This is a genomic window from Hydrocarboniphaga sp. FW305-C-57 (assembly GCF_058783045.1).
In genome coordinates this window covers 105,222-130,991 of the sequence record NZ_JBYSYG010000009.1, presented here as the reverse complement: position 1 = coordinate 130,991, position 25,770 = coordinate 105,222, and the positions used below count along the sequence as shown (strand labels likewise).

Annotated in this window: 17 protein-coding genes; 13 read left to right on the top strand and 4 right to left on the bottom strand. The window is 66.6% G+C overall.

Annotated features, from left to right (window positions below; translation table 11 throughout):
• Window positions 1-80 precede the first annotated feature (80 nt).
• Window positions 81-563, top strand: coding sequence for an SET domain-containing protein (locus AC3WUM_RS17930; RefSeq protein ID WP_492411896.1), 483 nt, complete (start codon window positions 81-83; stop codon window positions 561-563).
• Window positions 564-669: 106 nt separating this feature from the next.
• On the opposite strand, the gene AC3WUM_RS17925 is transcribed toward AC3WUM_RS17930, so the two are convergent.
• On the bottom strand, window positions 670-990 hold the full coding sequence (locus AC3WUM_RS17925; protein ID WP_492411894.1) for a 2Fe-2S iron-sulfur cluster-binding family protein: 321 nt from the start codon (window positions 988-990) through the stop codon (window positions 670-672).
• A gap of 255 nt (window positions 991-1,245) precedes the next feature.
• Window positions 1,246-6,117: an NAD-glutamate dehydrogenase gene (locus tag AC3WUM_RS17920; protein ID WP_492411893.1), complete on the bottom strand. Its 4,872-nt coding sequence runs from the start codon at window positions 6,115-6,117 to the stop codon at window positions 1,246-1,248.
• A 243-nt stretch (window positions 6,118-6,360) separates the two neighbouring features.
• On the opposite strand from AC3WUM_RS17920, the gene AC3WUM_RS17915 reads away from it, so the two are divergent.
• The 7 genes from AC3WUM_RS17915 to AC3WUM_RS17885 all read left to right on the top strand — a co-directional run bounded on the left by AC3WUM_RS17915 (window position 6,361) and on the right by AC3WUM_RS17885 (window position 17,023).
• On the top strand, window positions 6,361-6,852 hold the full coding sequence (locus tag AC3WUM_RS17915; RefSeq protein ID WP_492411891.1) for a hypothetical protein: 492 nt from the start codon (window positions 6,361-6,363) through the stop codon (window positions 6,850-6,852).
• Between the two features lie 52 nt (window positions 6,853-6,904).
• A complete protein-coding gene (mutS, locus tag AC3WUM_RS17910; RefSeq protein ID WP_492411889.1) occupies window positions 6,905-9,526 on the top strand; it encodes a DNA mismatch repair protein MutS in 2,622 nt (873 codons plus the stop codon).
• A 202-nt stretch (window positions 9,527-9,728) separates the two neighbouring features.
• A complete protein-coding gene (locus AC3WUM_RS17905) occupies window positions 9,729-11,003 on the top strand; it encodes an EAL domain-containing protein (protein ID WP_492411887.1) in 1,275 nt (424 codons plus the stop codon).
• Window positions 11,004-11,098: 95 nt separating this feature from the next.
• A complete protein-coding gene (locus AC3WUM_RS17900; RefSeq protein ID WP_492411886.1) occupies window positions 11,099-12,619 on the top strand; it encodes a glucan biosynthesis protein G in 1,521 nt (506 codons plus the stop codon).
• 97 nt (window positions 12,620-12,716) lie between these two features.
• Window positions 12,717-15,233 carry a glucans biosynthesis glucosyltransferase MdoH gene (gene mdoH / locus AC3WUM_RS17895; protein WP_492411884.1) on the top strand — a complete coding sequence of 839 codons (2,517 nt, stop codon included), beginning with the start codon at window positions 12,717-12,719 and terminating at the stop codon, window positions 15,231-15,233.
• Between the two features lie 207 nt (window positions 15,234-15,440).
• Complete coding sequence (locus AC3WUM_RS17890) at window positions 15,441-16,250, top strand: GNAT family N-acetyltransferase (RefSeq protein ID WP_492411882.1); 810 nt, start codon at window positions 15,441-15,443, stop codon at window positions 16,248-16,250.
• The gene (locus AC3WUM_RS17885; protein WP_492411881.1) at window positions 16,250-17,023 is read left to right on the top strand and encodes a lysophospholipid acyltransferase family protein; all 774 of its coding nucleotides are present in this window, start codon (window positions 16,250-16,252) and stop codon (window positions 17,021-17,023) included. The genes AC3WUM_RS17890 and AC3WUM_RS17885 overlap by 1 nt, the downstream gene beginning before the upstream one ends.
• 12 nt (window positions 17,024-17,035) lie before the next feature.
• Here the strand turns inward: AC3WUM_RS17885 and scpC are convergent, their stop codons facing one another.
• Window positions 17,036-18,562, bottom strand: a complete 1,527-nt coding sequence (scpC, locus tag AC3WUM_RS17880; protein WP_492411880.1) for a succinyl-CoA:acetate CoA-transferase ScpC — start codon at window positions 18,560-18,562, stop codon at window positions 17,036-17,038.
• 109 nt (window positions 18,563-18,671) lie between these two features.
• Between scpC and AC3WUM_RS17875 the strand changes: the two genes are divergently transcribed.
• From AC3WUM_RS17875 to AC3WUM_RS17855, 5 genes are all read left to right on the top strand, one after another.
• Complete coding sequence (locus AC3WUM_RS17875; protein WP_492411879.1) at window positions 18,672-19,187, top strand: hypothetical protein; 516 nt, start codon at window positions 18,672-18,674, stop codon at window positions 19,185-19,187.
• Between the two features lie 133 nt (window positions 19,188-19,320).
• The gene (lipA, locus tag AC3WUM_RS17870) at window positions 19,321-20,310 is read left to right on the top strand and encodes a lipoyl synthase (protein WP_492411878.1); all 990 of its coding nucleotides are present in this window, start codon (window positions 19,321-19,323) and stop codon (window positions 20,308-20,310) included.
• Window positions 20,307-20,840, top strand: coding sequence for a hypothetical protein (locus AC3WUM_RS17865; protein ID WP_492411877.1), 534 nt, complete (start codon window positions 20,307-20,309; stop codon window positions 20,838-20,840). The genes lipA and AC3WUM_RS17865 overlap by 4 nt, the downstream gene beginning before the upstream one ends.
• A gap of 149 nt (window positions 20,841-20,989) precedes the next feature.
• Window positions 20,990-22,213 carry a S8 family peptidase gene (locus AC3WUM_RS17860; RefSeq protein WP_492411875.1) on the top strand — a complete coding sequence of 408 codons (1,224 nt, stop codon included), beginning with the start codon at window positions 20,990-20,992 and terminating at the stop codon, window positions 22,211-22,213.
• Window positions 22,214-22,469: 256 nt separating this feature from the next.
• A complete protein-coding gene (locus AC3WUM_RS17855; RefSeq protein WP_492411874.1) occupies window positions 22,470-23,627 on the top strand; it encodes a Fic family protein in 1,158 nt (385 codons plus the stop codon).
• Between the two features lie 22 nt (window positions 23,628-23,649).
• Here the strand turns inward: AC3WUM_RS17855 and AC3WUM_RS17850 are convergent, their stop codons facing one another.
• The gene (locus tag AC3WUM_RS17850) at window positions 23,650-25,710 is read right to left on the bottom strand and encodes a TonB-dependent receptor family protein (protein WP_492411873.1); all 2,061 of its coding nucleotides are present in this window, start codon (window positions 25,708-25,710) and stop codon (window positions 23,650-23,652) included.
• Window positions 25,711-25,770: the final 60 nt, after the last annotated feature.

Below are 25,770 nucleotides of genomic sequence, written 5' to 3'. Positions count from 1 at the left end.
CATTATGCCGGCATCTGGACCGATGCTTGCACGATCGCTCCCCGCAGCTCGCACAATAGACCTTTCAAACTCCGACTTCCATGACCGCAGCCTCCCCGATCGTCGCCCGCCGCTCCCCCATCCACGGTACCGGCGTCTTCGCACGCCGCAAGCTCGCCGCAGACACCCAGGTGATCCAGTACAAGGGAAAGTTGCTGACCCACGACGAAGCCGACGAGCAGTACGGTGACGGCGGCGAAACCGGCCACACCTTCCTGTTCACGCTCAACGAGCAGTACATCCTCGACGCCAACACGCGCGGCAACGATGCGCGCTGGATCAACCACAGCTGTGACCCGAACTGCCAGGCCGTGCTCTACGAGGACAAGAAAGGCGACCCGAAGAAGGATCGCGTGATCATCGAGACCCTGCGCGAGATCAAGCGCGGCGAAGAGCTGACCTACGACTACGGCATCACCCTCGAGGTGCGCCACACGGCGCGTCTCAAGAAGATCTGGGCCTGCCGCTGCGGCAGCCCCAATTGCACGGGCACGATGCTCAAGTCCAAGCAGGCCAAGAAGTAGGATCGGGGCCCGCGGCATCGTCCGGATGCCGCGCCCGACCACCCCCGTGCCCGGCTACGCCGCCTTCACGAAAGGCGGTGGAGCCCGTGCGGCCGGAGCGCTTCGATCAGAACTGGCTGGCCGGCAGCTTCACGGTGAGGCCGTCGTGCTCTTCCTTGACGAAGACCTGACAGGTCAGACGGCTGGTCGGCAGCACTTCGAGCGCGCCGTCGAGCATCATTTCCTCGTCTTCCTGCTTCGGCGGCAGCTTGTCGGCCCACTCGCCTTCGATGTAGCCGTGGCAGGTGGCGCAACTGCAGCAGCCACCGCAATCGCCCACGATGCCGGGGACCATGTTGTCGACTGCGACCTGCATCAGGGACTTGCCGACCGGGGCGTCGACGACGTGATGGGTTCCGTTGTGTTCGATGAAGACAATCTTGGGCATGGCGGTTCTGGCGGTTCGCTGGGAAACGCCCGCCCAGCCGCCGGTGGCGGTGTGGTGTCGGGCGGCTTGGCTTGGATGCCGCGGCCGATGTATGGCCCTGCAAAGCAGGCGCAGGCTCGCTACGCGGCCGGGCATTGTAACCTCGCTGACCGCCGGACCGACAGACGAGCGCCGGCCCGGCCGGCGGATTCGGCTTAGACCGGCACCGCTCTCGTGAGAGGTGAGGCGTAAAAGCGCGCCTCACGCCTCACGTTTTCAGAGCGTGCGCAGCTTGCGCAGTTCGCGCACGGCCACGGCCAGCGCCTGGAAGTCGGCATGGCCGCTGGCCTGCAGTTCCGACAGCCGGTTCAGCGCGAAACGCACGGGACGCTCGTTGGCCGCGATCCAGGCTTCGATGCGGGCCTCGGGCGTGTCGCCGCCCTGGCGCAGGATCTGGCCGGCGAGCCGCCGATGGATGCGATACGCGTCGTCGCGCAGGTTGGTGCGCGCGAGCGCCTGCCAGCTGCCGCCGGCCTTGAGCGCGAGGATCGACGAATGCAGCCAGGGCATGCGCAGGCGCTCGCCGCTCTGGAAGTAGACCGCCGCCGCCTCGCCCAGGCTGACCTTGGCTTCGGCCGCGAGGTCGGCGATGTCGAGCGCGCTGCCGAGCACGCGTGTGTTCGCGAGCGAACGCGCCTGTGTCTCGTCGACGCCGTCGGCCACCGTCGCCGCGACCGCGCGGTCCCATTCCTCGCGATAGCTCGGCGACAGCGGCTCGGGCAGCGCGCGATCGAGCTCGGACACTGCGTCGCGATAGCGGCTCACGAGCTCGCCGACACCGAAGCGCTCGCCGAGCCGGGCGCCGACGATCCAGCCCGTCGCATGCTTGAGCAGGCCGGCGGCGCGCTGCATCAGGCGGTACTGGACGCTCGTGCCCACGCGGTTGTCGAGCGATTCGATCGCCTTCCAGTAGCGATCGCCGTCGAAGATCTCGTGCGCGGCCGCGTAGGCCTTGAGCACCGCAGCGGAGGCCACGCCATGGTCGGCCGACATGTGATGCGCGAACGCGATGCCCATGCGATTGACCACCGCGTTCGACAGGATCGTCGCGATGATTTCGCGCTTCAGACGGTGATGCACGAGCGCATCGCGATAGTGATGTACGAGCAGGCGCGGAAAGTTGTCGAGCAGGTCGCGCTCGAAGAACGGATCGTCGGCGAGGTCGGAATCGAGCGCCGCCGAATTGAGCGAGACCTTCGCATACGCCACGAGCACCGCGAGCTCGGGCCGCGTGAGTCCGCGGCCTTCGGTGCGGCGCTCCTTGAGCGTCTCCTCGTCGGGCAGGAACTCGATCGAGCGATTGAGCAGGCCGTCGCGCTCGAGCATGCGCATGAGCCCGACGTGCTCATCGAGCCGTGCCGCCGCCTCGCGCTCCATCATGCTGATGCCGGCCGACTGCACGTAGTTGTCGCGCAGCACGAAGCGGGCGACGTCGTCGGTCATCGCGGCGAGCAGGGGGTCGCGCTGCTCGCGCGTGAGCTGGCCTTCGCTCATCAGGCGATTGAGCGGAATCTTGATGTTGACCTCGCGATCCGAGCAGTGCACGCCGCCCGCGTTGTCGATCGCATCGGTATTGATGCGTCCGCCATGCAGGGCGTATTCGATGCGGCCCGATTGCGTGAAGCCGAGGTTGCCGCCTTCGCCGACGACCTTGGCGCGCAGCTCGCGGCCATTGACGCGAATCGCATCGTTGGCTCGATCGCGCACTTCGACGTGGCTCTGGTGCTCGCTCTTCACATAGGTGCCGATGCCGCCGTTCCAGAGCAGATCGACCGGCGCCTTGAGGATCGCGTTGATGAGCTCGGCCGGCGTGTAGGTGCCGCGCTCGACACCGAGCGCGGCCTGCGCCTGCGGCGACAGCTTGATGTGCTTGGCCGAACGCGCGAACACGCCGCCGCCTTCGGAAATCAGGCTCGTGTCGTAATCGGCCCAGGAGCTGCGCGGCAGCGCGAACAGGCGCGCGCGCTCGTCGAAGCTCTTCTCCTCGTCCGGATTCGGATCAAGGAAGACGTGACGATGATCGAAGGCCGCGAGCAGGCGAATCTTGCGCGAAAGCAGCATGCCGTTGCCGAACACGTCACCCGACATGTCGCCGATGCCGACGACGGTGAACGGCTGGCTTTGGATGTCAATGTCGATCTCGCGGAAATGACGCTTGACCGATTCCCAGGCACCCTTGGCCGTGATGCCCATCTTCTTGTGGTCATAGCCGACGCTGCCGCCCGAGGCGAAAGCATCGCCAAGCCAGAACTCGTAGTCGGCCGAAATACCGTTGGCGATATCGGAGAAACTCGCGGTGCCCTTGTCGGCCGCGACGACCAGATAGGGATCGTCCTCGTCGAGCCTCACCACGTCGCGCGGGGCGTGGATCGCATCGCCGACGCGGTTGTCGGTGATGTCGAGCAGGCCGCGCAGGAAAGTCTTGTAGCACTCGATACCCTGTGCCATCCAGGCTTCGCGATTGCTCGCATCGACCGGGCGCTTGACGACGAAACCGCCCTTGGCGCCGACCGGCACGATGACCGCGTTCTTGACCATCTGCGCCTTCATGAGACCGAGCACTTCGGTGCGGAAGTCTTCGCGCCGATCGCTCCAGCGCAAGCCGCCGCGCGCCACGCGCCCGCCGCGCAGATGCACGCCCTCGACCTCGGGCGAATACACCCAGATCTCGAACATCGGGCGCGGAAACGGCAGCTCCGGAATCTTGCTCGGATCGAGCTTGATGCTGATGTAGGACTTGGGCTTGCCGTCGCTCGCGGTCTGATAGAAGTTGGTGCGCAGACCCGCGTGCACGACCGAGAGCAGCGCGCGCAGCACGCGATCGGTATCGAGGCTCGACACGCCGTCGAGCGCGACTTCGATCTCCTGCGCATAACGGATTTCGTCGGACTGGCGCTGATCGGCCTGCAGGCGCGGATCGAAGCGCGATTCGAACAGGCGCACGATCATGCGCGCGATGTTCGGCTGTCCGGCGAGCAACTGCTCGATGTCCGACCGGCCGTAAGGCAGGCCGATCTGGTTCACGTACTTGGCGAGCGCGCGCACGCAGGCGACCTGACGCGAATCGAGGCCCGAGGCGAGCACGAGACGATTGAGTCCGTCGTTCTCGGTTTCGCCGATGAAAGTCTGCAGCAGGGCCTGTTCGAAATTGGCCTTCTGCACCGCGGCCGACAGGCTCGAAGCGGGCGCTTCGATGACGAACTCCTGTATCCAGAACGCGGGCGCGTTCTTGGGTTTCACCTCGGTCGGATCCTGGCGCACCACGCGCAGGCCGAAGTTCTCGAGCGTCGGCAGGATATCCGACAGCGCGAGCGAGCTCTGGCGCGCATAGAGCTTCAGGCGCGTGGCGCGCGCGCTCGAACCCGGCGCATTGCCGTCGGCATCGAAGATCAGTCGCGGCAGCAGCGGCTGCTGCTCGGAAAGCCTGAGCAGGTATTCGAGATCGGCTTCGGCGTCTTCGGGCGAAACCGTGTCGGTGTAGGCGAGCGGAAACGCTTCGGACCAGGCGGCGAAGACATCGGTGCTGCGCGCACCGAGATGCTTGCCGAGCACTTCGCGCAACTGTTCACGCCACGATCGCGTCACCGCGATCAGACGCTGCTCGATCTGCTCGACGCTGATCGGGGCATCGGTGCCCGCGGGCGTGCGCACCACGTAGCGCACGCGCGACATCGTGCCGCGCAGCGAATCGACGTGGCGATCGACCGACACACCGCCGAGCATCTTCATGAGCTCGGAGCCGATGCGATCGCGCAGCTCGCGCGAATAGCGATCGCGCGGCAGATAGATCAGGCACGAATAGAAACGGCCGTAGCGATCGCGGCGCAGGAACAGCTTGAGCTGGTGCCGATCGCGCAGCGCGCGGATGCCCATCACCGTGCGATAGAGCTCCTGCTCGCTGCTCTGGAACAGCTCGTCACGCGGCATCAGGTGCATGATCTCGCGCAGCAGCTTGCCACTGTGCGTGTCCTCGCCGATGCGCGAATGACGCAGCACGTAATCGGTCTTGCGGCGAATCAGCGGAATCGTGCGCGGACGGTCGATGTAGACGTCGGAGGCGAAGAAGCCGACGAAGCGGCAGGTGCCGGCGACGCTGCCGTCGCTTCGGTACTGCTTCACCGAGATCACGTCCATGTAATCGTCGAGGTGGATCGCCGCCTTGCGATTGGCCTTGGTGACGACGATCAGACGCGGCGAATCGGCGTATTTGTCGAGCTCGGCCTTCGGCGCGATGAGCGCCGCGGTATCGGCGTAACGCTGGCCCGCGCGCGACAGGCCCAGCGAAGCTTCATCGACTTGAATGAGCTGGGACTTGCCCTCGCCGGCCGGCGCCTGGCGCGTTTCCGCGTAGCCGAGGAAGGTGAAGTGGCCATCGGCGAGCCAGCGCAGGAATTCGCGGCCTTCGGCGAATTCGTCCGCATCGGCGTTCGGCGGCAGGTTCTCGAGGCCATCGGCCAGGCTCAGCGCCTTGTCGCGCATGGCCTTGGTGTCGGCCATCGCCGAGCGCAGATCGTCGAGCGCAGCGCGCAGCCTGCGTTCGAGTTCGGCATAGGCCTGGGCGTTCGGCAGCGGCTCGAACTCCATGTGGATCCACGATTCGAGCCGGCTGTCGGCGCTCGCGCCGATGCTTTGAATGCGCCCGGACGCATCGCGCACCAGCGGCAGGATCGGATGCACGCCCCAGTCGATCGAAACCCCGGCTTCGCGAATCGCGATGCCGACGGTGTCGACGAGAAACGCCATGTCGTCGACGCAGGTTTCGACCGCAGCGAGCGGCGGGCCGCCTTCGACCGGCGGCAGCACGCGCAGCTTGAGCTCACCCGCGGCGCGTGGCTGCGCCCAGGCCCACTGGCGCAGTGCGATGTCGATGAGCTGCTCGGGCGCGCGTGCCTTGAGCGCATCGAGCGAAGAAGTGTCGTAGAAGGCGCGCAGCAGGCCGTTGGTCTGCGGGCGCTCGGGAAAATCGGGGCGCCCCTGGGAGCGCGATTCGAGCTGGGCGAGCAGCTGCTCCTGCTCCTTGCCGCTGTCCTGGTCGGAATCTAGGTATGGCCGCTGCGCTTCGGCAGCAAGGTTCCTGGGATCGTTCATCGGGGTTCTCCGCAGCGGCGATGCGCGGAACATTGCGCATTTAGGCGGTTGGTCGTTGTTCAACAAGCGCGCATCCTAGTCCATCTTCCCTACAGCCCAGAGCTCCATGCGCAACTTGCATCGCGGGCGGAAATCCAGGCGCGCTGTCTATAATTATTGGATCGCCCACGATCCTTGACTGAACGCCCTATGGCCCGCACGATTCCCCGGCAACCGCTTCGGCAATCGTCGCGGCCGCGGGCGATGCAGATCACCACGGCCCGCGGCTTTGCCTATGGGCGGCTGATCTTCTGGCTCGCGCTGGCCGGCTGGGGCTATGCGAGCTGGTTCCTGGCCACGCCGATCGCCGCGAACATGCGCGAGCGCATCAACGACCTGTCGGTGGTGCCGGGCGCCGGGCTGGTCATGCGCGACCCCGAAGGCGTCTTCTATCACGTCAACACCGAAGGGCAGTCGCGCGCGATCTTTCCGGAGCTCGCCCCGCCGGTCTATCAGCAGGCCTGCCTCGACTGCACGCTGGTGACCGGCGAGCAGCTTTCGCAGACCAACGATTTCTGCATCACCGGCGCGCCCAAGAACCTGCCGCAACTCGATTTCGAGATTCCCTGCCACACCTGGGCCCCGCAGGGCACCGGCCGCCGCGTGATCACCTTCGGCCTGTTCATCGCGCCGCTGCTGTTGTTCTGGAGCTTGCGCGCCTTGCTGCAGAAGCAGCCGCCCCGGCCCATACACTGAAAGCGAACCCGGGAAGGATTCCGTCGATGTCCACCGCTGTGACCCTGCCCCGATGAAGGCCGCCTCGCCGTCGGCGCCCGTCCACACCCCCTCGATGCAGCAGTACTTCGCCATCAAGGCGGAGTTTCCGGACACGCTCGTGCTGTTCCGCATGGGCGATTTCTACGAGCTGTTCTACGACGACGCGCGCAAGGCCGCGCGGCTGCTCAACATCACCCTGACCCAGCGCGGCGAATCGGCCGGCGCGCCGGTGGTCATGGCCGGTGTGCCCGCGCATGCGCTCGAGCAGTACCTGGCCCGGCTCATCAAAGCCGGCGAATCGGCCGCGATCGCCGAACAGGTCGGCGAGGTCGGGGCTGGATCATCCACTGTTGTCCGCGCAAGCGCGGACAAGGGGCCGATCCGCCGCGAAGTCACGCGCATCGTCACGCCCGGAACGGCCACCGACGACAGCCTGCTCGATCCGCGCGCGCAGAACCTGCTCGTCGCCGTGCACCGCCAGCGCGAGTTCTACGGCTGCGCCTGGCTGGAGCTGTCGTCGGGCCGCTTCTGCGTGCTGCAGACGAGCAGCGAGGCCGACCTGCGCGCCGAGCTGCATCGCCTGCGGCCGAGCGAGCTGCTGGTCGCCGACGGCGGCGAAACCCTCCCCGAGCTCGGCCTGGGCTCGCTGGCGCGCCCGGTCTGGCACTTCGATCCGGCCTCGAGCTACCGGCAGCTGACGGCGCAATTCGGCACCCAGGATCTGCGCGGCTTCGGCGTCGAAGGGCTGTCCGCGGCGATCGGCGCGGCGGGCGCCCTGCTCGCCTACGTGCAGGAGACGCAGAAGGCGCTCACGCCGCACCTGACCGGCCTGCGCCTCGAACAGCCCGACGAAACCCTGATCCTCGATCCGGCGACGCGGCGCAACCTAGAAATCGATCGCCGGCTCTCGGGCGAATTCGAACTGAGCCTGCTGCACGTCTTCGATTCCAACGTCACCGCGATGGGCAGCCGCGAACTCGCGCGCTGGCTGCTGCGTCCGCTGCGCGATCGCGCCGAGCTGACCGGGCGCTACGATGCGATCGCCAACCTGCTCGATCACGAGCGCGACAACCGTCTGCTGTCGGCCCTGCGCGATCGGCTGCGCAACGTCGCCGACCTCGAACGCATTCTCGCGCGCTGCGCGCTGCGCTCGGCGCGTCCGCGCGACCTCGCCGGTCTGCGCGACACGCTGACCCTGCTGCCGGCGCTGGTCGAGGAGATCGCCGGGCTCGAAGCCCCGCGCCTGGTCGCCCTGCGCGAAGCGCTCGCCCCGCACGAGGCGCTCGCGGCCGAGCTCGCGCTCGCGATCCACGAGCAGCCGCCGCTGACGATCAAGGACGGCGGCATCTTCCGCAGCGGCTACGACGCCGATCTCGACACGCTGCGCCAGCTGTCCGAGAACGCCGACGGCTTCCTGATGCAGATGGAGCAGCGCGAGCGCGCGGCCACCGGCATCGAGACGCTCAAGGTCGGCTACAACCGCGTGCACGGTTTCTACATCGAAGTCGGCAAGACGCATGCGGCGAAGATTCCGGCGCATTACTCGCGCCGGCAGACGCTGACGAACTACGAGCGCTACATCACCGAGGAGCTCAAGCGCTTCGAGGACCAGGTGCTGTCGGCGCGCGACCGCGCGCTCGCGCGCGAAAAGCTGCTCTACGACACGCTGCTCGACCAGCTCAACGCGCAGCTGCGTCCGCTGCAGGCTACCGCGCGCGCACTCGCCGAGCTCGATGTGCTCGGAACGCTCGCCGAGCGCTCGATCACGCTCAATCTCAAGCGCCCTGAACTCGTCGCCGAAGACCGGCTCGAAATCCACGCCGGCCGTCATCCGGTGGTCGAGCGCATGATCGGCTCGGCCTTCGTCGCCAATGGCCTGTGTTTGGACGCGAGTACGCGCCAGCTCGTGATCACCGGCCCGAACATGGGCGGCAAGAGCACCTACATGCGGCAGACCGCGCTGATCGTGCTGCTCGCGCATGCCGGCAGCTTCGTGCCGGCCGACCGTGCCTGCATCGGCCCGGTCGATCGCATCTTCACGCGCATCGGCGCGGCCGACGATCTGGCCAGCGGGCAATCGACCTTCATGGTCGAGATGAGCGAGACCGCGAACATCCTGCACAACGCGACGCGCTGCTCGCTCGTGCTGATGGACGAGGTCGGCCGCGGCACCTCGACCTACGACGGCCTGTCGCTGGCCCGCGCCTGCTCCGAATATCTGGCGACCGCGGTCGGCAGCTATACGCTGTTCGCGACGCATTACTTCGAGCTCACCGAGCTGGCCGGCGCGCTGCCGGGCATCGCCAACGTGCACCTGGATGCGGTCGAGTTCGGCAGCGGGCCGACGAGCAAGCTCGTGTTCCTGCACCAGGTCAAGGCCGGGCCGGCGAACCGCAGCTACGGCCTGCAGGTGGCCGCGCTCGCGGGCCTGCCGCCGGCGGTCGTCGGCAAGGCGCGCACGTATCTGAGCGAGCTCGAACAGCAGCCCAGGAGCCGGCCGGTCAGCGCGGCCCCGGCGCCGCAGATGAACCTGTTCGCGCCCGAGGTTCCGCCCGAACTCGTGCAGCTGCTGCGCGAACTCGACCCCGACCAGCTCACGCCGCGCCAAGCGCTCGACAGCCTGTATCGGCTGCGCGCACTGCTCAAAAAGTAGGCCGGACCAGCGCGAAGCGCGTAAGCCGCCGTTCTCCATTGCCGCGATGTCGGGGTGCGACCTTCGGCCTGGGCCAGCCTACGAAACTCCGTGCAGCCGGCGCGGTTCTCGAACGGCGTTTGCACTAATGCGTCGAATCGGCCCTCAAGCTTCATTCCGCACGGCCGATACCGGTTCTGAATCCTTGCGCCTTCACCTGGCAATGAACAGTTCCGGCTACGCAAAACTGCTGCAATCCGTTGAGTGCTGGAGCGCTCCGACGGCCGCGGCACTCTTCTACATCGACCTCTGCCAGCTGCGTTCGGTCAACCGTCTGGCCTCGCCGCACGTGGCCGACCAGCTCGTCGCCGATGTCGCCCGCTGCCTCAAGGGCTGGGCCGGTCGCGATGGGCTGTCGACGCGACTCTGGAGCGACGAGTTCGTCGCCATCAAGACGCTCGATCACGCGCAGCAGGCCGCCGAGGAGGCCAAGGGCCTGCGCGATGCGCTGACCACGCTGTCGTACACCGGCAGTCACGGCGCGAGTTCGCTCGCGGTGTCGATCGGCGTGGTGCCGCTGCGTCGCCCCTACGAATGGCCGATGCTGCTCGCACAGGCCGAGGACTCCTGCGAGCAGGCCAAGCGTCGCGGGCTCAACCAGATCCATTTCCACACCGGCAGCCAGCCGCTGCCGCAGATGCGCGCCAATTCCGACGCGGTCAGCGAGTTCCGCCGGCTGCTCGAGAGCGGTTCGCTGTCACTGCATCCTCAACCGCTGATCGACATCCGTACGCGCGCACCGCGCATCGCCAAGGCCGAGTTCCTGCTGCGCATCGAGCGCGGACCGAACCACTGGTCGCCGCCGCCCCCGGGCATGATCGAATCGCTGGAGTTGCATGGCCTGTCGACCGAGCTCGACGAGTTCTCCTCACGCCATCTGCTCAACTGGATCGACGATCATCGGCCGGCGCTCGATCGGCTCGACTCGGTCTCGTTCAACCTGTCGGCCTCCTCGTTCATCGACGGCATGTTCATGGGCAAGCTCTACGACGAGGTGCGCCATGCGCAGGTGCCGCCCGGAAAGCTCTGCATCGAGATCACCGAGACCGCCGCGATCAAGCATCTGAACGTGGCGGCCGAGGCCATCCTCGATTTCAACCGGCTCGGCTGCCGCTTCTCGCTCGATGATTTCGGCGCCGGCCTGTGCTCGTTCGGCTACCTGCATTCGCTGCCGGTCGACGAGGTCAAGATCGACGGCCGCTTCATTCGCGACCTCGCCACGAGCTCGGTCTCCGAGAAGATCGTGCGCGCGATCTATCAGGTGGCCCGCGCGACCGGCAAGACCACGGTCGCCGAGTTCGTCGACGAGGCCGCCAAGCTCGCGGTGCTGCAGGACATCGGTTTCGACTACGCGCAGGGCTGGCTGTTCTACCCGGCGGTGACGCCCGAGAAGTTCATCGACCTCGTGATGGTGGAAAGGCGCGTCGCGACCCGCTGATCAGTGCTGGTGCTGAACCGGCCTGGCGGCATTGTTCAGCTTGGTTCCGTAAACTGTCGCGTCGTCGCGTCCGCCCCCCGTTCATGGAACCCAACATGTCGTATCGGAAGCCCGCAGTCGCGGGTCGGCTTCTCGCATGGATTTGCGCCCTGGCGGTCATGCCGGCCTTCGCCTTCGGCCTGGACGACGTGGCCCTGCGCGCCAAGGCGCTCGCCGAGCAGCCCTACAAGAAGCCCGAGAACACGCTGCCGCGCGAACTCGCCGAACTCGGATACGACCAGGTCCGCGACATCCGCTTCAAGCCCGACAAGGCGCTCTGGCGCAACCGCAAGCTGCCGTTCGAGGTGCAGTTCTTCCATCCGGGCGGGGTTTACAACCTGCCCGTCAAGATCAACGTGATCGGCAGCGGCGGGGTCAACCCGCTGTCGTTCGACGCGGCCGACTTCGATTACGGCAACAACAAGCAGCTCGACCCGACCAAGCTCAAGGACGTCGGCTTCGCGGGCTTTCGCGTGCACGCCAACGTCAACAAGGACGACTACAAGGACGAGGTGCTCGTGTTCCAGGGCGCGAGCTACTTCCGCGGCCTCGGCAAGGGCCAGCGCTACGGCCTGTCGGCGCGCGGCCTCGCGGTCGATACGGCGCAGCTGTCGGGCGAGGAGTTTCCTTACTTCACCGAGTTCTGGCTGTCCTGGCCCAGCGCCAAGGACGACCATCTGGTCATCTACGCGCTGCTGGATTCGCGCCGCGTGACCGGCGCCTACCGCTTCGAACTCAAGCCCGGCGACACCACCGTCGTGAACGTCGATGCGCGCATCTTCCCGCGCGAGAAGATCGACAAGCTCGGCATCGCCCCGCTCACGAGCATGTTCTTCTTCGGCGAGAACCAGCGTCCGCAGATCGAGGACTACCGCCCCGAGGTGCACGATTCCGACGGCCTGCTCGTCAACACGGGCTCGGACGAATGGATCTGGCGCCCGCTGTCGAACCCGCGCCGGCTGCTCGTGACGAGCTTCTCGACCACCAACCCGAAGGGCTTCGGCCTGATGCAGCGCGACCGCGCGTTCAGCAGCTACGAAGACCTCGAAGCGCGCTATGACCTGCGGCCGAGCGCCTGGGTGATGCCGCGCGGCAACTGGGGCGAGGGCCGCGTCGAGCTCGTGCAGATTCCGTCGCCCGACGAGACCAACGACAACGTCGTGGCGTACTGGGTCTCGGATCACCCGCCCAAACCGGGCGATTCGATGAACGTGTCGTACGCGATCTCGTTCCAGCGCAACGACCTCACCGCCCCGCCGACGAGCTGGGTCACGCAGTCGCGCCGCGGCCACGGCTGGACCAAGGAGGCCGACAACACCATCCGCATGATGGTCGACTTCGAAGGCCCGAGCCTCAAGGGCCTGGACAAGGATTCGAAGGTGTTCCCGGGCCTGTGGCTGTCGGACAACGGCGAGCTGCTCGAGCGCCAGGTGAGCCCGAACGAGGCCACCGGCGGCTGGCGGCTGTCGTTCCGCTTCCGCCGTATCGACCCCGAGAAGCCGGTCGAGATGCGCGCGTTTCTGCGCCGTGACCAGGAATCGATTTCCGAGACCTGGAGTTACATCCTCGCCCCGTAGTACTCGCGCACCGAACCTTGCCTGAGGCCGTCGGAACCCAGGGCTTTTCCCGAAAGAGAGCCAGACGATTCATGTTGCGCTGCCGCACAATAAGCCCGTGAACGACGCTCAGATCCCCCCTTCCGCCATTCCCCAGGCCGGCCGTCTGCAGGCCTACGTCGAAAAGCTGCGCCTGTCGGCCGACCGGCGCGAGCGCCTGCTCAACGAGGCACTCGCGAGCGCCGAACCCTGGGCCCAGCTGCACCGCGAAATGAGCCGGGCGCCGGCCGAGGACACCGCCGACCCGGCCTGGCAGTCGATGCCGCAGCGCCTGTCTCAGCTCTGGCCCGAGAGCCACGGCGAGCGCCAGGACGAGCAGATCGCCCGCGTGGTGCAGACCGACAACCACGGCCGCACGCGCCTGCACACGATGCCGCCGATCGAGCGCGCGTTCATGAAGCCGCGCCCGTGGGCGAACAACCCGCTCAAGCGCTGGTGGCGGGCGAGCTTCGGCCGTCGCGGCCGCTTGGTTTCGCGCCAGGAGTTCGACGAGGACGTCAAACCCGATGCGCCCGATCCGGTCGGCCGCTGGCAGTGGGCCGGCCTGTTCCGCCGGCTGATCCTGCTCGGCTTCGTGCTCGGCCAGACCTATCTGGCGGTCTACCTGATGACGGCCGTGCTGCCCTACCACGGCAGCCACTGGCTCGAGATGATCATCCTGGTGCTTTACGCGATCCTGTTCGCCTGGGTCGGAGCCGGATTCTGGACCGCGCTGATGGGCTTCTGGTGCCTGCTCGTCGGGCGCGACAAATACTCGATCAACGGCACCACGCCGGCCGACCAGCCGATCGCGCCCGAAACCAAGACCGCGATCCTGGTGCCGATCTGCAACGAGGACGTGCCGCGCGTGATGGCCGGCGTGCGCGCCACCTACGACAGCCTCGCTCGCACCGGCAAGCTCAAGCACTTCGAGTTCTTCATCCTGTCCGACACCTACGACGCCGACACCCGCGTCGCCGAACTGCAGGCCTGGCTGACGATGTGCCGCGAGGTCAACGGCTTCGATCACATCCACTACCGCCGGCGCACGCATCGCATCCGCCGCAAGTCCGGCAACGTCGCCGACTGGTGCCGCCGCTGGGGCAGCCGCTTCAACTACATGATCGTGCTCGACGCCGATTCGGTGATGTCGGGCGATTGCCTCGTGCGCCTGACCCAGCTCATGGAAGCGCATCCGTCGGCCGGCATCATCCAGTCCGCGCCGTGGGCGGCCGGGCGCGACACGATGTACGCGCGCATCCAGCAGTTCGCCACGCGCGTCTACGGCCCGCTGTTCACGGCCGGCCTGCACTTCTGGCAGCTCGGCGAAAGCCATTACTGGGGACACAACGCGATCCTGCGCGTGGCCCCGTTCATGCGCCATTGCGCGCTGTCCAAGCTGCCCGGCAAGGGCTCGATGTCGGGCGAAATCCTAAGCCACGACTTCGTCGAGGCCGCGCTCATGCGCCGCGCCGGCTGGAGCGTCTGGATCGCCTACGACCTGCCCGGCTCGTGGGAGGAGATGCCGCCGACCTTGCTCGACGAGCTCAAGCGCGATCGCCGCTGGTGCCAGGGCAACCTGATGAACTTCCGGCTGTTCCTGACGCGCGGCCTGCATCCGGCGCATCGCGCGGTGTTCATGACCGGCGTCATGGCCTACCTGTCGGCCCCGCTGTGGTTCCTGTTCCTGGTGCTGTCGACCGCCCTGCTCGCCGTCAACGTGCTGTCCGAGCCGGTCTACTTCAGCCAGCCCTACCAGATGTTCCCGAACTGGCCCGAATGGCATCCGGAATGGGCCGCGCGCCTGTTCGGCGCCACCGCCACGCTGCTCTGGCTGCCCAAGCTGCTCGCGGCGCTGCTGTTCATCCTCAAGCCGAGCCAGTGGCGCGGCTTCGGCGGGCCGGTCCGCCTGCTGCTCAGCGTGGTGCTCGAATCGCTGTTCTCGGCCGCGCTGGCCCCCATCCGCATGCTGTTCCACGCCAAGTTCGTGACCCTGGGCCTGCTCGGCGTGGCGATCACCTGGAAGTCGCCGCCGCGCGACGACGCCGAAACGCACTGGATCGACGCCTTCACGAATCACTGGGGCGGCACCGTGCTCGGCCTGGTCTGGGCCGGCTTCGTCTACTGGCTGCAACCCGAATTCCTCTGGTGGCTGCTGCCCGTGGTCGGCTCGATGATCCTGGCGATTCCGCTGTCAGTCTGGTCCTCGCGCGTGAGGCCGGGCCGCTGGCTGCGTGACAAGCGCTTCTTCCTGATTCCCGAAGAATCGCTGGCCCCGCGTGAGCTGCGCTGGATGCGCCTGGCCCTGCGCCGCAACCGCCGCCACAACCCGGGCTTCGTCGATGCCGTGGTCGATCCGGTGCTCAACGCCGCGCTCGCCGCCGAAGGCATTCCGCGCCTGCGCCTGCCGGCCCAGGCACGCCAGCTGCGCGACCAGCTCATCGAAACCGCGACCACCGAAGGCCCCGACAAGATCAGCAACAACCATCGCAACCTGCTGCTGTCCGACCCGATCTCGCTGTCGAGGCTGCACACGCGGATCTGGACGACGCCGACGGCGGATCGCGTATGGCCAGTTGCCAAGGCAGGCGCGTGAATCCGGCCTTTACGCGCTCGGGATCGTGAGCCCCAGACTCGGCTGAGCACCGCAAACGCGCGACTTCGCCGCGCGATTTCAGCAAGTGATCCGCCCGCTGCTGCACCTTGCAAGGCGGGCCGCAATGTCAACAAAGCGTCACGTCGCGTTCATGTAGCCTCAACCTCTCATCCATAGAGTGCGCCGCAGTAGATTGCGGAGCATTCCATGTCGTCCATCCTGAGTTCCGTCGTGGCCCCGGTGATCATTCGTGACGAGCAGCCGCGTGGCGAAGCGCGCTTCGCGGTGAGTTTCGCGACCACGGCGGCCGAAATTCTTGAAAGTCAGCAGTTGCGCTACCGCATCTTCGCCGGTGAACTCGGCGCCCAGATCGACGGCGGCGACGAGCTGGCCGATCGCGACGAATACGACGCCTTTTGCCGTCACCTGATCGTGCGCGAAACCGCGAGCGGCCGCATGGTGGCCTGCACGCGCATTCTCACCGACGACCAGGCCGCGCGCGCCGGCGGTTTCTACTCGGGTTCGGAATTCGATCTGTCGATGATCGATTCGCTGCCGGGCCGCGTGATGGAAATCGGCCGCACCTGCGTGGATCTGGAATTCCGCAGCGGCGCGGTGATCGCCACGCTCTGGCAGGGCCTCGCGGCCTTCTTCACCCAGCACGGCTTCGATTACCTGTTCGGCTGCGCGAGCATCGGCCTCGAAGACGGTGGCGCGCAGGCGCATTCGATCCTGCGCCAGGTGCAGGACAAGTACATGGCGCCGGGCTACCAGCGCGTGCGTCCGCACTATCCGCTGCCGCTGCCGGACGGCACGCCCGCGCAGAAGGCGAAGATGCCGCCGCTGCTCAAGGCCTACGTGAGCCTCGGTGCGAAGGCCTGCGGCGACGCGTACTGGGATCGCGACTTCAACTGCGCCGACGTGTTCATGCTGCTCAACGTGTCGGACATCTGCCCGCGCTATGCGCGTCATTTCCTCGGTATCCAGCCTGCCGAGACCGCGGTCGGTCACGCCTGATGGCGCACCTGCTTCTGGCCGTGCGCTGCCTGCGGCTCGTTCTGCATCTGCTGCTCGGCATGCTGCTGGTCGGTGCGGTCGGCCTGGCTCGCGGGCGCGTCAGGCCCGAGCCGCTCACGCAATGGTGGAACCAGCGCCTGTTCGCGATCTTCGACCTGCGCATCCGCATCCACGGCAAGCCGGTCGACACCGGGCATCTGACGGTCTCGAACCACGTTTCGTGGATCGACATCTGCTTGATCGCCTCGTGCGAGCGCACGCGCTTCGTGTCGAAATCCGAGGTGCGCCACTGGCCCATCGTCGGCTCGCTCGCGACTGCGGCCGGCACCTTTTATCTCAAGCGCGGACGCGGCGGATCGCGACCGCTGATCACGCAGCTCGTGCCGTATCTGCAAGGCGGCGGCAGCCTCACGCTGTTTCCCGAAGGCACGACGACGACGGGCGAATCGGTGCTGCCGTTCCACTCGCGCCTGTTCGCCGCAGCGATCGAATCGAATCGCCCGGTGCAGCCCGTGGCGATTCGTTACGGGCTCGCAGCCGATGGCCGCAATATCGCGCCTTACGTCGGCGAGGACGTGCTGTTCGACAACATCGTCGAGCTGCTGCGCAACCCGGGCCTCGAGGCCGACGTGTTCTATCTGCCGGCGATCGCGGCCGGCGCGCACGAGCGCGATGCACTCGCGGCGGCGACGCGCAGCGCGATCGAGAAGGCCTTGCTCATGCCAGCCAGCATCAGACCGCAGGTCGTCGCCGATCGCCGATTGGCTGCTTGAGCAATCGATCAATCACGCTGCAGCCGCCGCCCTGGCTTTCGGCTTGGCAAGCTGCGGCAGCATGCTGCCGGTGTCGCGATACGCGGCGTGCATGAAGAACGCGCGGTCGAGCACGTGCGGCGTCTGGCCGCCGAGCTTGAGCGCATCCTTGAAGTAGTCGGAAAGCAGCGTGCGATAGCTCGGATCGACACAGTTCCCGATGATCAGCGGAGCGCGCTCGCGCGGAGCGAGCCCGCGCAGATCGGCGAGGCCGTGTTCGGTGACGATCAGGTCGACGTCGTGCTCGCAGTGATCGACGTGCGTGACCATCGGCACGATCGACGAGATGCGTCCGTCCTTGGCCGTCGACTTGGTCACGAACACCGACAGGTAGGCGTTGCGCGCGAAATCGCCCGAGCCGCCGACGCCGTTCATCATGTGCGTGCCCGAGACGTGCGTGGAGTTCACGTTGCCGTAGAGATCAGCCTCGAGCGCGGTGTTGATCGCGATCAGGCCCAAACGGCGGATCACTTCGGGATGGTTCGAGATTTCCTGCGGACGCAGGATCAGCCGGCTCTTGTAGCGCTCCAGATGCTTGAGCACGTCCATCTTGGCCTGCGACAGCGTGATCGACGAGCCCGAGGCGAACGTGAGCTTGCCGGAGTCGAACAGGTCGAAGGTGCTGTCCTGCAGCACTTCGGAATACATGCTCAGGTTGTTGAAGCGGCTGTCGATGAAGCCGTGCATCACCGCGTTGGCGATCGAGCCGATGCCGGCCTGCAGCGGCGCGAGGCTCAGCGGCAGCCGACCCTTGTTGACCTCGTGGCCGAGGAATTCGGTCAGATGGCCCGCGATCGCGGCCGTGCCTTCGTCCGGATCGGTGACGCTCGCGCAGGAATCCGGACGGTCGGTGATGACGATCGCGGCGATGCGCGAAATATCCACCGGAATGAACGGCAAACCGGCGCGCGATTGCGGCGAAGTGACCGGAATCGGTTCGCGATACGGACGGCGCGTCGGAATGTAGATGTCGTGCAGGCCTTCGAGCGAGGCGCTGTGGCCGATGTTGAGCTCGACGATGATCTTGTTCGCGAGCAGCGCGAAGGTCGCCGAGTTGCCGACCGAGGTCGTCGGCACGATCTCGCCGTTCTCCTTGATCGCGACGGCTTCGACGATGGCGACGTCGATCGGCCCGATCTGGCCCGAGCGCAGCATCTCGACCGTTTCGGACAGATGTTGGTCGACGAACATGACCTTGCCGTCGTTGATGAGCTTGCGCAGGCCCGGATCGGCCTGGAACGGCATGCGCCGCTTGATCACGCCAGCTTCGCCGAGCGTGCGGTCGAGATCGTTGCCGAGCGAGGCGCCGGTGATCAGCGTGATGCCGACCGGATCGTGGCGCGCGCGCTCGGCCAGCGCCATCGGCACGGCTTTGGCTTCACCTGCACGCGTGAAGCCGCTCATGCCCACGGTCATGCCGTCCTCGATGAGCCGGGCCGCGCTTTCGGCCGACACCACTTTGGCCCACAAGGAAGGATTCTTGATGCGATCGAGATACATGCCGGCTCCGGACGACAAAAACGAAGACCGCGATGTTCGGCCGCGCCCCCATGAGGTGCTAGCCCACTTTGGTCTAGGTCTTCATCGTTTCGCTTTGAGGCCTCGTTCGGTGTTTTGGATGCTGCTGCTCGCGCTCTGTTTTTCGAGCGCGTCTGCGGCGGGTTTCGTCTACCGACCCGTGGGCCTGAAGCTCTACCAGGCCGACGAGGTCGTGCGCGATCGGGTTCCGGGCGGCCCGATCAAGCTCGGCGGCTACGTGCACGGGCTGTCGCATGCGCTGCGCGAGGTGTTGTCGGCGCGAGCGGCCGGCGCCGGCTTCACGGGCGCGGCGGTGGTCATCGTCGAACCCGGGCAGCAGGCGCGCTGCTGGCTCGTGACGTCGGCCGAACTGCCGGCCGATTTGCGCAGCGCTCTTCTACAAGCGCTCGACAAAGTAGCGGCCCCAACCGTACAGAACGGCCCGCTGGCGCTCGCGATGAAGTTCGAAGCCTGGGGCGGCGCAGGAGCCCAGGGCGAGGCACTGCCGACGCCAGCGGAGTGGCTGCCCGTGCTCGGCGGGCCGGCGCAGTCGCCGCTGACGGACACGCAACTCGACAGGCTCTGGAACACGCCCCGGGCGCCCTGACCGTACAACTCGGAGCGCCGCCGGCCCGCTACTTGAAATACCGGCCTCGGACATTAGTGAGTTCCGACCAGCCCTCGCCCGTGGGTCAACGGGCGTAAACTATGTTTTTGCTTGAGCCGATAGCGAAAAGCCCATGAGCGTTCCCCCCAGCGACACCAGTGCCCCCGTCCGCCGTCCCGCCCCGGTCGTTGCGGGCGTCAAGCTGCGCGGCGCCGAGAAGATGGCCCGCATTCCGATCAAGGTCGAGGCCCCGGCCGACCTGCCGATGCGCAAGCCGGACTGGATTCGCGTGCGCATGGGCCAGTCGCAGCAGGTCGACCAGATCAAGTCGATCCTGCGCGAGCAGAAGCTGCACACGGTCTGCGAGGAAGCCAGCTGCCCGAACCTGTCGGAATGCTTCGGCAAGGGCACGGCCACCTTCATGATCATGGGCGACATCTGCACGCGCCGCTGCCCGTTCTGCGACGTCGGCCACGGCCGCCCGAAGCCGCTCGACACCGACGAACCCGCGCACCTGGCCCAGACCATCGCCGCGCTCAAGCTGCGCTACGTGGTGATCACGAGCGTCGACCGCGACGACCTGCTCGACGGCGGCGCCGGGCACTTCGCGGCCTGCATCCAGGAATCGCGCAAGCTCTCGCCGAACCTGGTCATCGAAGTGCTGGTTCCGGACTTCCGCGGCCGCATGGACCCGGCGCTCGAAATCTTCAAGGACAACCCGCCGGACGTCTTCAACCACAACCTCGAAACCGTGCCGCGCCTCTACAAGCAGGCGCGGCCGGGCTCGGACTACGAGTGGTCGCTCGACCTGCTCGAGCGCTTCAAGGGCTATCACCCGAAGGTGCCGACCAAGTCCGGCCTCATGCTCGGCCTCGGCGAGGAGATCGGCGAGATCGAGCAGGTGATGCTCGACCTGCGCGCGCACAAGGTCGACATGCTCACGCTCGGCCAGTACCTGGCGCCGTCCAAGCACCACCACCCGGTCATGCGCTACGTGCACCCCGACGAGTTCGAGCGCCTGCGCATCGTCGGCGAGAAGATGGGCTTTTCGCACGTGGCCAGCGGCCCGATGGTGCGTTCGAGCTACCACGCCGACCAGCAGGCCGAACACGTGCTCGCATGAGGGTTCGCGGCTTCGCCTGGGTCGCGTTGCCGCTGGGCTTCGCCTCGATCGGGGCGCAGGCCCAGCCCAGCGATCTCGAAACCGCTTACCGCCATTGCCGGACACTCGCCGACGCGAGTTCGCGGCTCAGCTGCTTCGACCGGCTGCTGCCGACGCCGACCACCGAAGGCATGAACGAGATGCCGCCGGCCCCGCCGCCAGTCGCCACCACCCCGGATCCCGCCATGCCGGCTCCGGTTCCGCCTGCACCGGACCCGGCCGCGTTCGGCGCAGGCGACCTCGCCAGGCCGGCGGCCAAAGCCCCCGAGCCCGACCAGATCGAGACGCGCGTGCTCGGGCCGCTCGACCGCATCGTCAAGGGCAACCGCTACACGCTCGAGAACGGCCAGGTCTGGCTCAACGTCGACGACCGCGATGTCGACGTCCAATTCAGCAGCCCGGCCGTGACGATCGAGAAGAACTTCCTCGGCAATTACTGGATGCGCTTCCACGATCGCAACCTGCGCATTCGGGTTCGTCGAATTCAATAGGGTGAAATCGACCCTTCCCTAGCGTCAATTGCTTTCCTACGTCCATCCGGGCGTTTCCCTATTGCCAAACGGCAAGGTCCCGCCGATCTTCCTGACAGCACAGTCGGGTCCGTTCCGAGGCCCGTCGTCCACGTGAGAAGGGAGACTCAATGAAACGCAACGCCATTCATGCCGCTCTGGCCGGCGCACTACTGCTGCTCACCGTCGGCGCCGCGGACGCCGCCACCATCGAACGCAAGGGCGTCAACGCGGTGCCCGACCAGTACATCGTGGTGCTCAAGAAGGATGCGGCCAGCCGGGCCACGCCGATCCGCACCCTCGCCCAGCGCCTCGTCGGCGCGGTGGGTGGCGGCGAAGTGCTGCAGAACTACGATCACACGGTGCGCGGCTTCAGCGTGCGCCTGCCCAAGGCCGCGATCGAAGCGCTCGCCAACAATCCGGCGGTCGAGCACATCGAAGAAGACCAGTTCATGGAACTCGTCGAAACCCAGTTCAACGCCCCGTACAACCTCGATCGCGTCGACCAGCGCGCCCTGCCGCTGAGCGGCAGCTACAGCTACCCGGTCGGAGCCGGCGGCGGCGTGCACGTCTACGTGATCGACACCGGCCTGCGCGCCTCGCATACCGATTTCGCGGGCCGGGTCGGCAACGGCCGCAATTTCGCCCCGAACAGCAGCCCGCTGCTATGCACCCTGCTCGGCCTCGGCTGTCCGGCACCGGTTCCGACCGACACCACCGATTGCAACGGCCACGGCACCCATGTCTCCGGCACCGCGGTCGGCAGCACCTATGGCGCCGCCAAGAGCGCGATCGTGCATCCGGTGCGTGTGTTCAGCTGCGGCGGCACCACGGCCACCTCCACGATCATCGCGGGCGTCGACTGGGTGGCCGCGAACCGCCAGCTACCCGCGGTGGCCAACCTGTCCCTCGGCGGCGGGGCTTCGGCCACGCTCGACCAGGCCGTGCAGGCGATGATCAATGCCGGCGTGGTCGCCGTGGTGGCCGCGGGCAACGACAACGCCGATGCCTGCAACTCCTCGCCGGCCCGCCTGCCCGCGGCGATCACCGTCGGCGCGACCACCAACACCGATGCGCGCGCCTCGTACTCCAACTACGGCACCTGCCTCGACATCTTCGCCCCGGGTTCCAACGTGGTCTCGGCGAGCTATCAGAACGACACCGGCACCTCGACGCTGAGCGGCACCTCGATGGCCAGCCCGCTGGTCGCCGGCGTCGTCGCCCGCTATCTCGCCACCTCCGGCGCGAGCGCGGCGCAGGCCGAAGCGGCCCTGGTCGCCGCATCGACTCCGAACGTCGTCACCTCGCCGGGTACGGGCTCGCCGAACCGGCTGCTGTACGTGGCGCCGAACTGATGCGCCGATAGCGGCCGTTCGGCAATCCCCGGCCCCGAAGCGCGCAGCTCTTCGGGGTTTTCTTTGACCCTCGCTGAAGCCGGAGCATCAAGCGGCATACGAACCGGCATACGTTGATCGATAAAATGGAATAGTATCTATTCCAATCAATCGATTAACACGGCATTTTAACCGGCATATGTTGCCTGCCACCCGCCTGTCTTTCTACGCACTGGAAGGCCCTGAGCTGCGGGAGCGGGAAACTGCGATCGCGCGCATGTCCGGCGAGCTCGCTGGCCGGTTGCCGCCGCCGACGCGCACGGCGCTCGCAGAGTGCCTTGCCGGCATCAACAGCTACTACTCCAACCTGATCGAAGGCCAGAGCACGCGACCGATCGAAGCCGAACGGGCGCTAAAGCGCAGCCTCGCCGAGCGCCGTCCCGGGCGCGCGGACGAACTCGCCACGCTGGCGGTCGCCCACATCGAAACCGAGCGCTGGATGCGCTGGCGCCTTCGCGACGAGCCCGCGCTGGACCTAGCCGGCAGCGATTTCATCTGCGAACTGCATCGGCATTTCGTTTCGCAACTGCCCGAAAGCCTGCGCATCGTGACGGGCCGCGAGGGCGAGACCGCCGTCAACGAGCCAGGCGAGTTGCGCACGCGGCATGTCGATGTCGGCGCCCATCTGGCCCCGGTGCCCGAAGACCTGCCGGACCTGCTCAGCGCTTACGCCGACGCCTGGAAGCGCCTGCCCAAAACACCCGCGCATATCCTGCTCGCCCATCACCGCTTCGCCTGGATCCATCCGTTTCTCGACGGCAACGGCCGCATCGCCCGCCTGCTCACGACCGCGATGCTGTCCCGGCACGGCTTCGAAGCCGACGGTCTGTGGTCGCTCTCGCGCGGCCTGGCGAAGCAGCGCAGCCGCTACTACGAACACCTCGCCCTTGCCGACTCACCGCGCCAGGGTGATTTCGACGGCCGCGGCGCCTTGTCGCTCAAGAACGCGGTCCGCTTCGCCGACTTCATGCTCGACACCTGCGAAGACCAGATCGGCTTCATGGCTGCGCGCCTGCAGATCGAGCACGTGAAGGATCGCGTCCTGCGCTTCTGCGCCGAGCGCAGGCTCGTCACCGGCCACGACGAACGCGCCGCACCGCTGCTGATCGAAGCCATGTTCATGGGCCGGCTCGAACGCGGCGCTGCGAGTCGTCTGCTCGGTCTGGGCGAACGCGCGGCGCGAAACGTGGTGTCCGAATGCGTCGCGGACGGCCTGCTGACGGCCACGAGTTCAAGGGCCGATCTGCTGCCGGCATTTCCGGTCTACGCGGCGGCTTACCTGTTTCCGAACCTGTTCGAGATCGATGATCCGCAGGAAGCGATGCGCCAGACGCTGTCGATCGAGCCGCAGGGTGGCTTGGCGGCAAAGCCGTAAACCAACCTACGGCTTGCATCCATTACAACCGCCAGTTCACACCCGCAAATACCGCAAACCCATCGCCCGGCTCGTACAGCAGCGAAGCCGGCGTCGCGACCGCCGCGACGCTCGCGCTCGCGATGTAGCGCTCGTCGGTGAGATTGCGTGCGTCGACGTACACCGACCACCGCTGACCGTTGTCGTAGCCGGCACGTAGTCCGAGCAGTGCGTAGGCCTTGGTCTTCTGCGTGTTGGCGTTGTCGACGTAGTACGCCTCGGGCACCCATTCGAGCGACGGGCCGGCGTAGAAGCCGCGCGTGAGCTGATAGATCAGCTCGCTGCGCAGATAGTGCTTCGGCGCTCCAGGGAGATCGTTGTCGCCCCAGCTCGCATCGCCATCGAAGAAGAAATCATTGAGCGTGTAGGCGAGCTTGAGCGACAGCGCGTCGTCCGTGAGCAGCTGTCGCGCAAAGGTCCATTGGCCGGCGACTTCCAGGCCCTGATGCACGGTGTCGTCGGCGTTGGTGACCTGGTAGTTGCCATTGCCGTTGAGGTCGAAGTACTGGAACTCGTGCTCGATCTGCGCGCGGTAGATCGCGATGTCCCAGCGCAGCCCGCCGTGCTCGCCGCGTGTGCCGATTTCGAGCGTCGTCGCGCGCTGGGCCTTGGTGTCGGACAAGGCGGCGTTCGTGAAGTTGAGCTCGCCGAAGCTCGGCGCTTCCGCACTGCGCGACAGGTTGCCGAACACCTGCACGCGTGGCGCCGCCTGCCAGAGCAGGCCGACCTTGGGACTCACGAAATCGTAGTCCGCGCGTCCCGAGGTATCGGTCGCATCGTCGGTGATGTGATCGCTGCGCTCACGGCTTGCGTCGAGATATTGCAGGCCGCCGATCAGCGAAAATTCCGGCGACAACTGCAGCGCGTCCTCCGCGTACAGCGTGAAGTTCTTCGAGCGATCCGCCGAGGCGGACCTGACGTCGCCACGCTGCGCTCCGGGCAGATTCACGAACTGCCGGTTGTCGATGCGACCCCCGAACCAGTTCGTTCCCAAAGTCACGCGATTCGGCAGCCCTGCGACGCGGCCATCGTAGACCGCTCGCGCGAACGCGCCGCGATCGTTGTACTGGTAGTCGAGGTACTGGAAGATCGGATGGATCAGCTGCTTCTCGACGGCGAACACGCCGCCTTCGAGCGTCAATCCACCGATCTTGTACGTGGTCTTGTTCGCGACGCGCCAGGTCTGCATGTTGCGCTGGTAATCGAGCGTCAGATTGTTCGGCTGCGCCGCCTTCGGATCGTGCAAGGCCGCCTCGCGCGTGACCGAGCCCGGAATGCGCTGCTCGATGTCGGCGGCGATCAGATAGAAACGCGTTTCGAGCTGCGACGTGAATCGATAGCCGAGATTGCCGGCGACGCGCCTGGATTCGCCGTCGCTGTGATCGCGATAGCCATCCTGTTCGAGATACGAGGCACTCAGATAGCCGTCGAAATCGCCAAGCTGTCCGCCAGTCGATGCCTGCGCACGCCAGAAGCCGAAGCTGCCGCCGTCGACACGCGCCTGCAAGGCCGAAGCATCGAGCCCGGTCGGCGTGACGAAGTTGATCGCACCACCGAGCGAGTTCGCGCCGTAGCGCAGCGCGTTCGCGCCTTTGTAGACCTCGGTGTAGCGAAACGCGCTCGGATCGATCTCCTGAAAATCCGCGCTGCCGTCGGCCGCGTTGAGCGGAATGCCGTCGACGAGCAATTGCACGCCGCGCAGATGGAAGTTGCGCGACAGGCCCGACCCACGGATCGACAGCCGCGTGTCCTCGCCCCACTTGGGCTGCACGAAAACGCCCGCGCTGTAGTTCAGCACGTCCTTGATCGTGCGCGCCTGCGTGTGCTTCCAGACGTCGTCACCGATGACTTCGACCGCGCCCGGCGTACGCTCGATCTGCTCGCGCGCCTGTTCCGCGGTCAGAGAAGTCAGCGACGCTTCCGCGTTCGCATGGACTTCGATACTCGGCAGCTGCACGGCTTCGTCAGATGCAAAACCAGCGTTGGAAGCGAACAGCAGCGTTGCGGCCAGCGAGCGTCTCGCGGCCTGTGATTCCAGTTTCATGTGATCCCTAAGGTTTTTATGGTTGAACGAACGGCGATAGACCGGCATCGCCTGCTGGTT

Coding starts and splice junctions, on each gene's coding strand:
- AC3WUM_RS17930 (WP_492411896.1), top strand. CDS start 81: ATGACCGCAGCCTCCCCGATCGTCGCCCGCCGCTCCCCCATCCACGGT.
- AC3WUM_RS17925 (WP_492411894.1), bottom strand. CDS start 990: ATGCCCAAGATTGTCTTCATCGAACACAACGGAACCCATCACGTCGTC.
- AC3WUM_RS17920 (WP_492411893.1), bottom strand. CDS start 6,117: ATGAACGATCCCAGGAACCTTGCTGCCGAAGCGCAGCGGCCATACCTA.
- AC3WUM_RS17915 (WP_492411891.1), top strand. CDS start 6,361: ATGCAGATCACCACGGCCCGCGGCTTTGCCTATGGGCGGCTGATCTTC.
- mutS (WP_492411889.1), top strand. CDS start 6,905: ATGAAGGCCGCCTCGCCGTCGGCGCCCGTCCACACCCCCTCGATGCAG.
- AC3WUM_RS17905 (WP_492411887.1), top strand. CDS start 9,729: ATGAACAGTTCCGGCTACGCAAAACTGCTGCAATCCGTTGAGTGCTGG.
- AC3WUM_RS17900 (WP_492411886.1), top strand. CDS start 11,099: ATGTCGTATCGGAAGCCCGCAGTCGCGGGTCGGCTTCTCGCATGGATT.
- AC3WUM_RS17890 (WP_492411882.1), top strand. CDS start 15,441: ATGTCGTCCATCCTGAGTTCCGTCGTGGCCCCGGTGATCATTCGTGAC.
- AC3WUM_RS17885 (WP_492411881.1), top strand. CDS start 16,250: ATGGCGCACCTGCTTCTGGCCGTGCGCTGCCTGCGGCTCGTTCTGCAT.
- scpC (WP_492411880.1), bottom strand. CDS start 18,562: ATGTATCTCGATCGCATCAAGAATCCTTCCTTGTGGGCCAAAGTGGTG.
- lipA (WP_492411878.1), top strand. CDS start 19,321: ATGAGCGTTCCCCCCAGCGACACCAGTGCCCCCGTCCGCCGTCCCGCC.
- AC3WUM_RS17865 (WP_492411877.1), top strand. CDS start 20,307: ATGAGGGTTCGCGGCTTCGCCTGGGTCGCGTTGCCGCTGGGCTTCGCC.
- AC3WUM_RS17860 (WP_492411875.1), top strand. CDS start 20,990: ATGAAACGCAACGCCATTCATGCCGCTCTGGCCGGCGCACTACTGCTG.
- AC3WUM_RS17855 (WP_492411874.1), top strand. CDS start 22,470: ATGTCCGGCGAGCTCGCTGGCCGGTTGCCGCCGCCGACGCGCACGGCG.
- AC3WUM_RS17850 (WP_492411873.1), bottom strand. CDS start 25,710: ATGAAACTGGAATCACAGGCCGCGAGACGCTCGCTGGCCGCAACGCTG.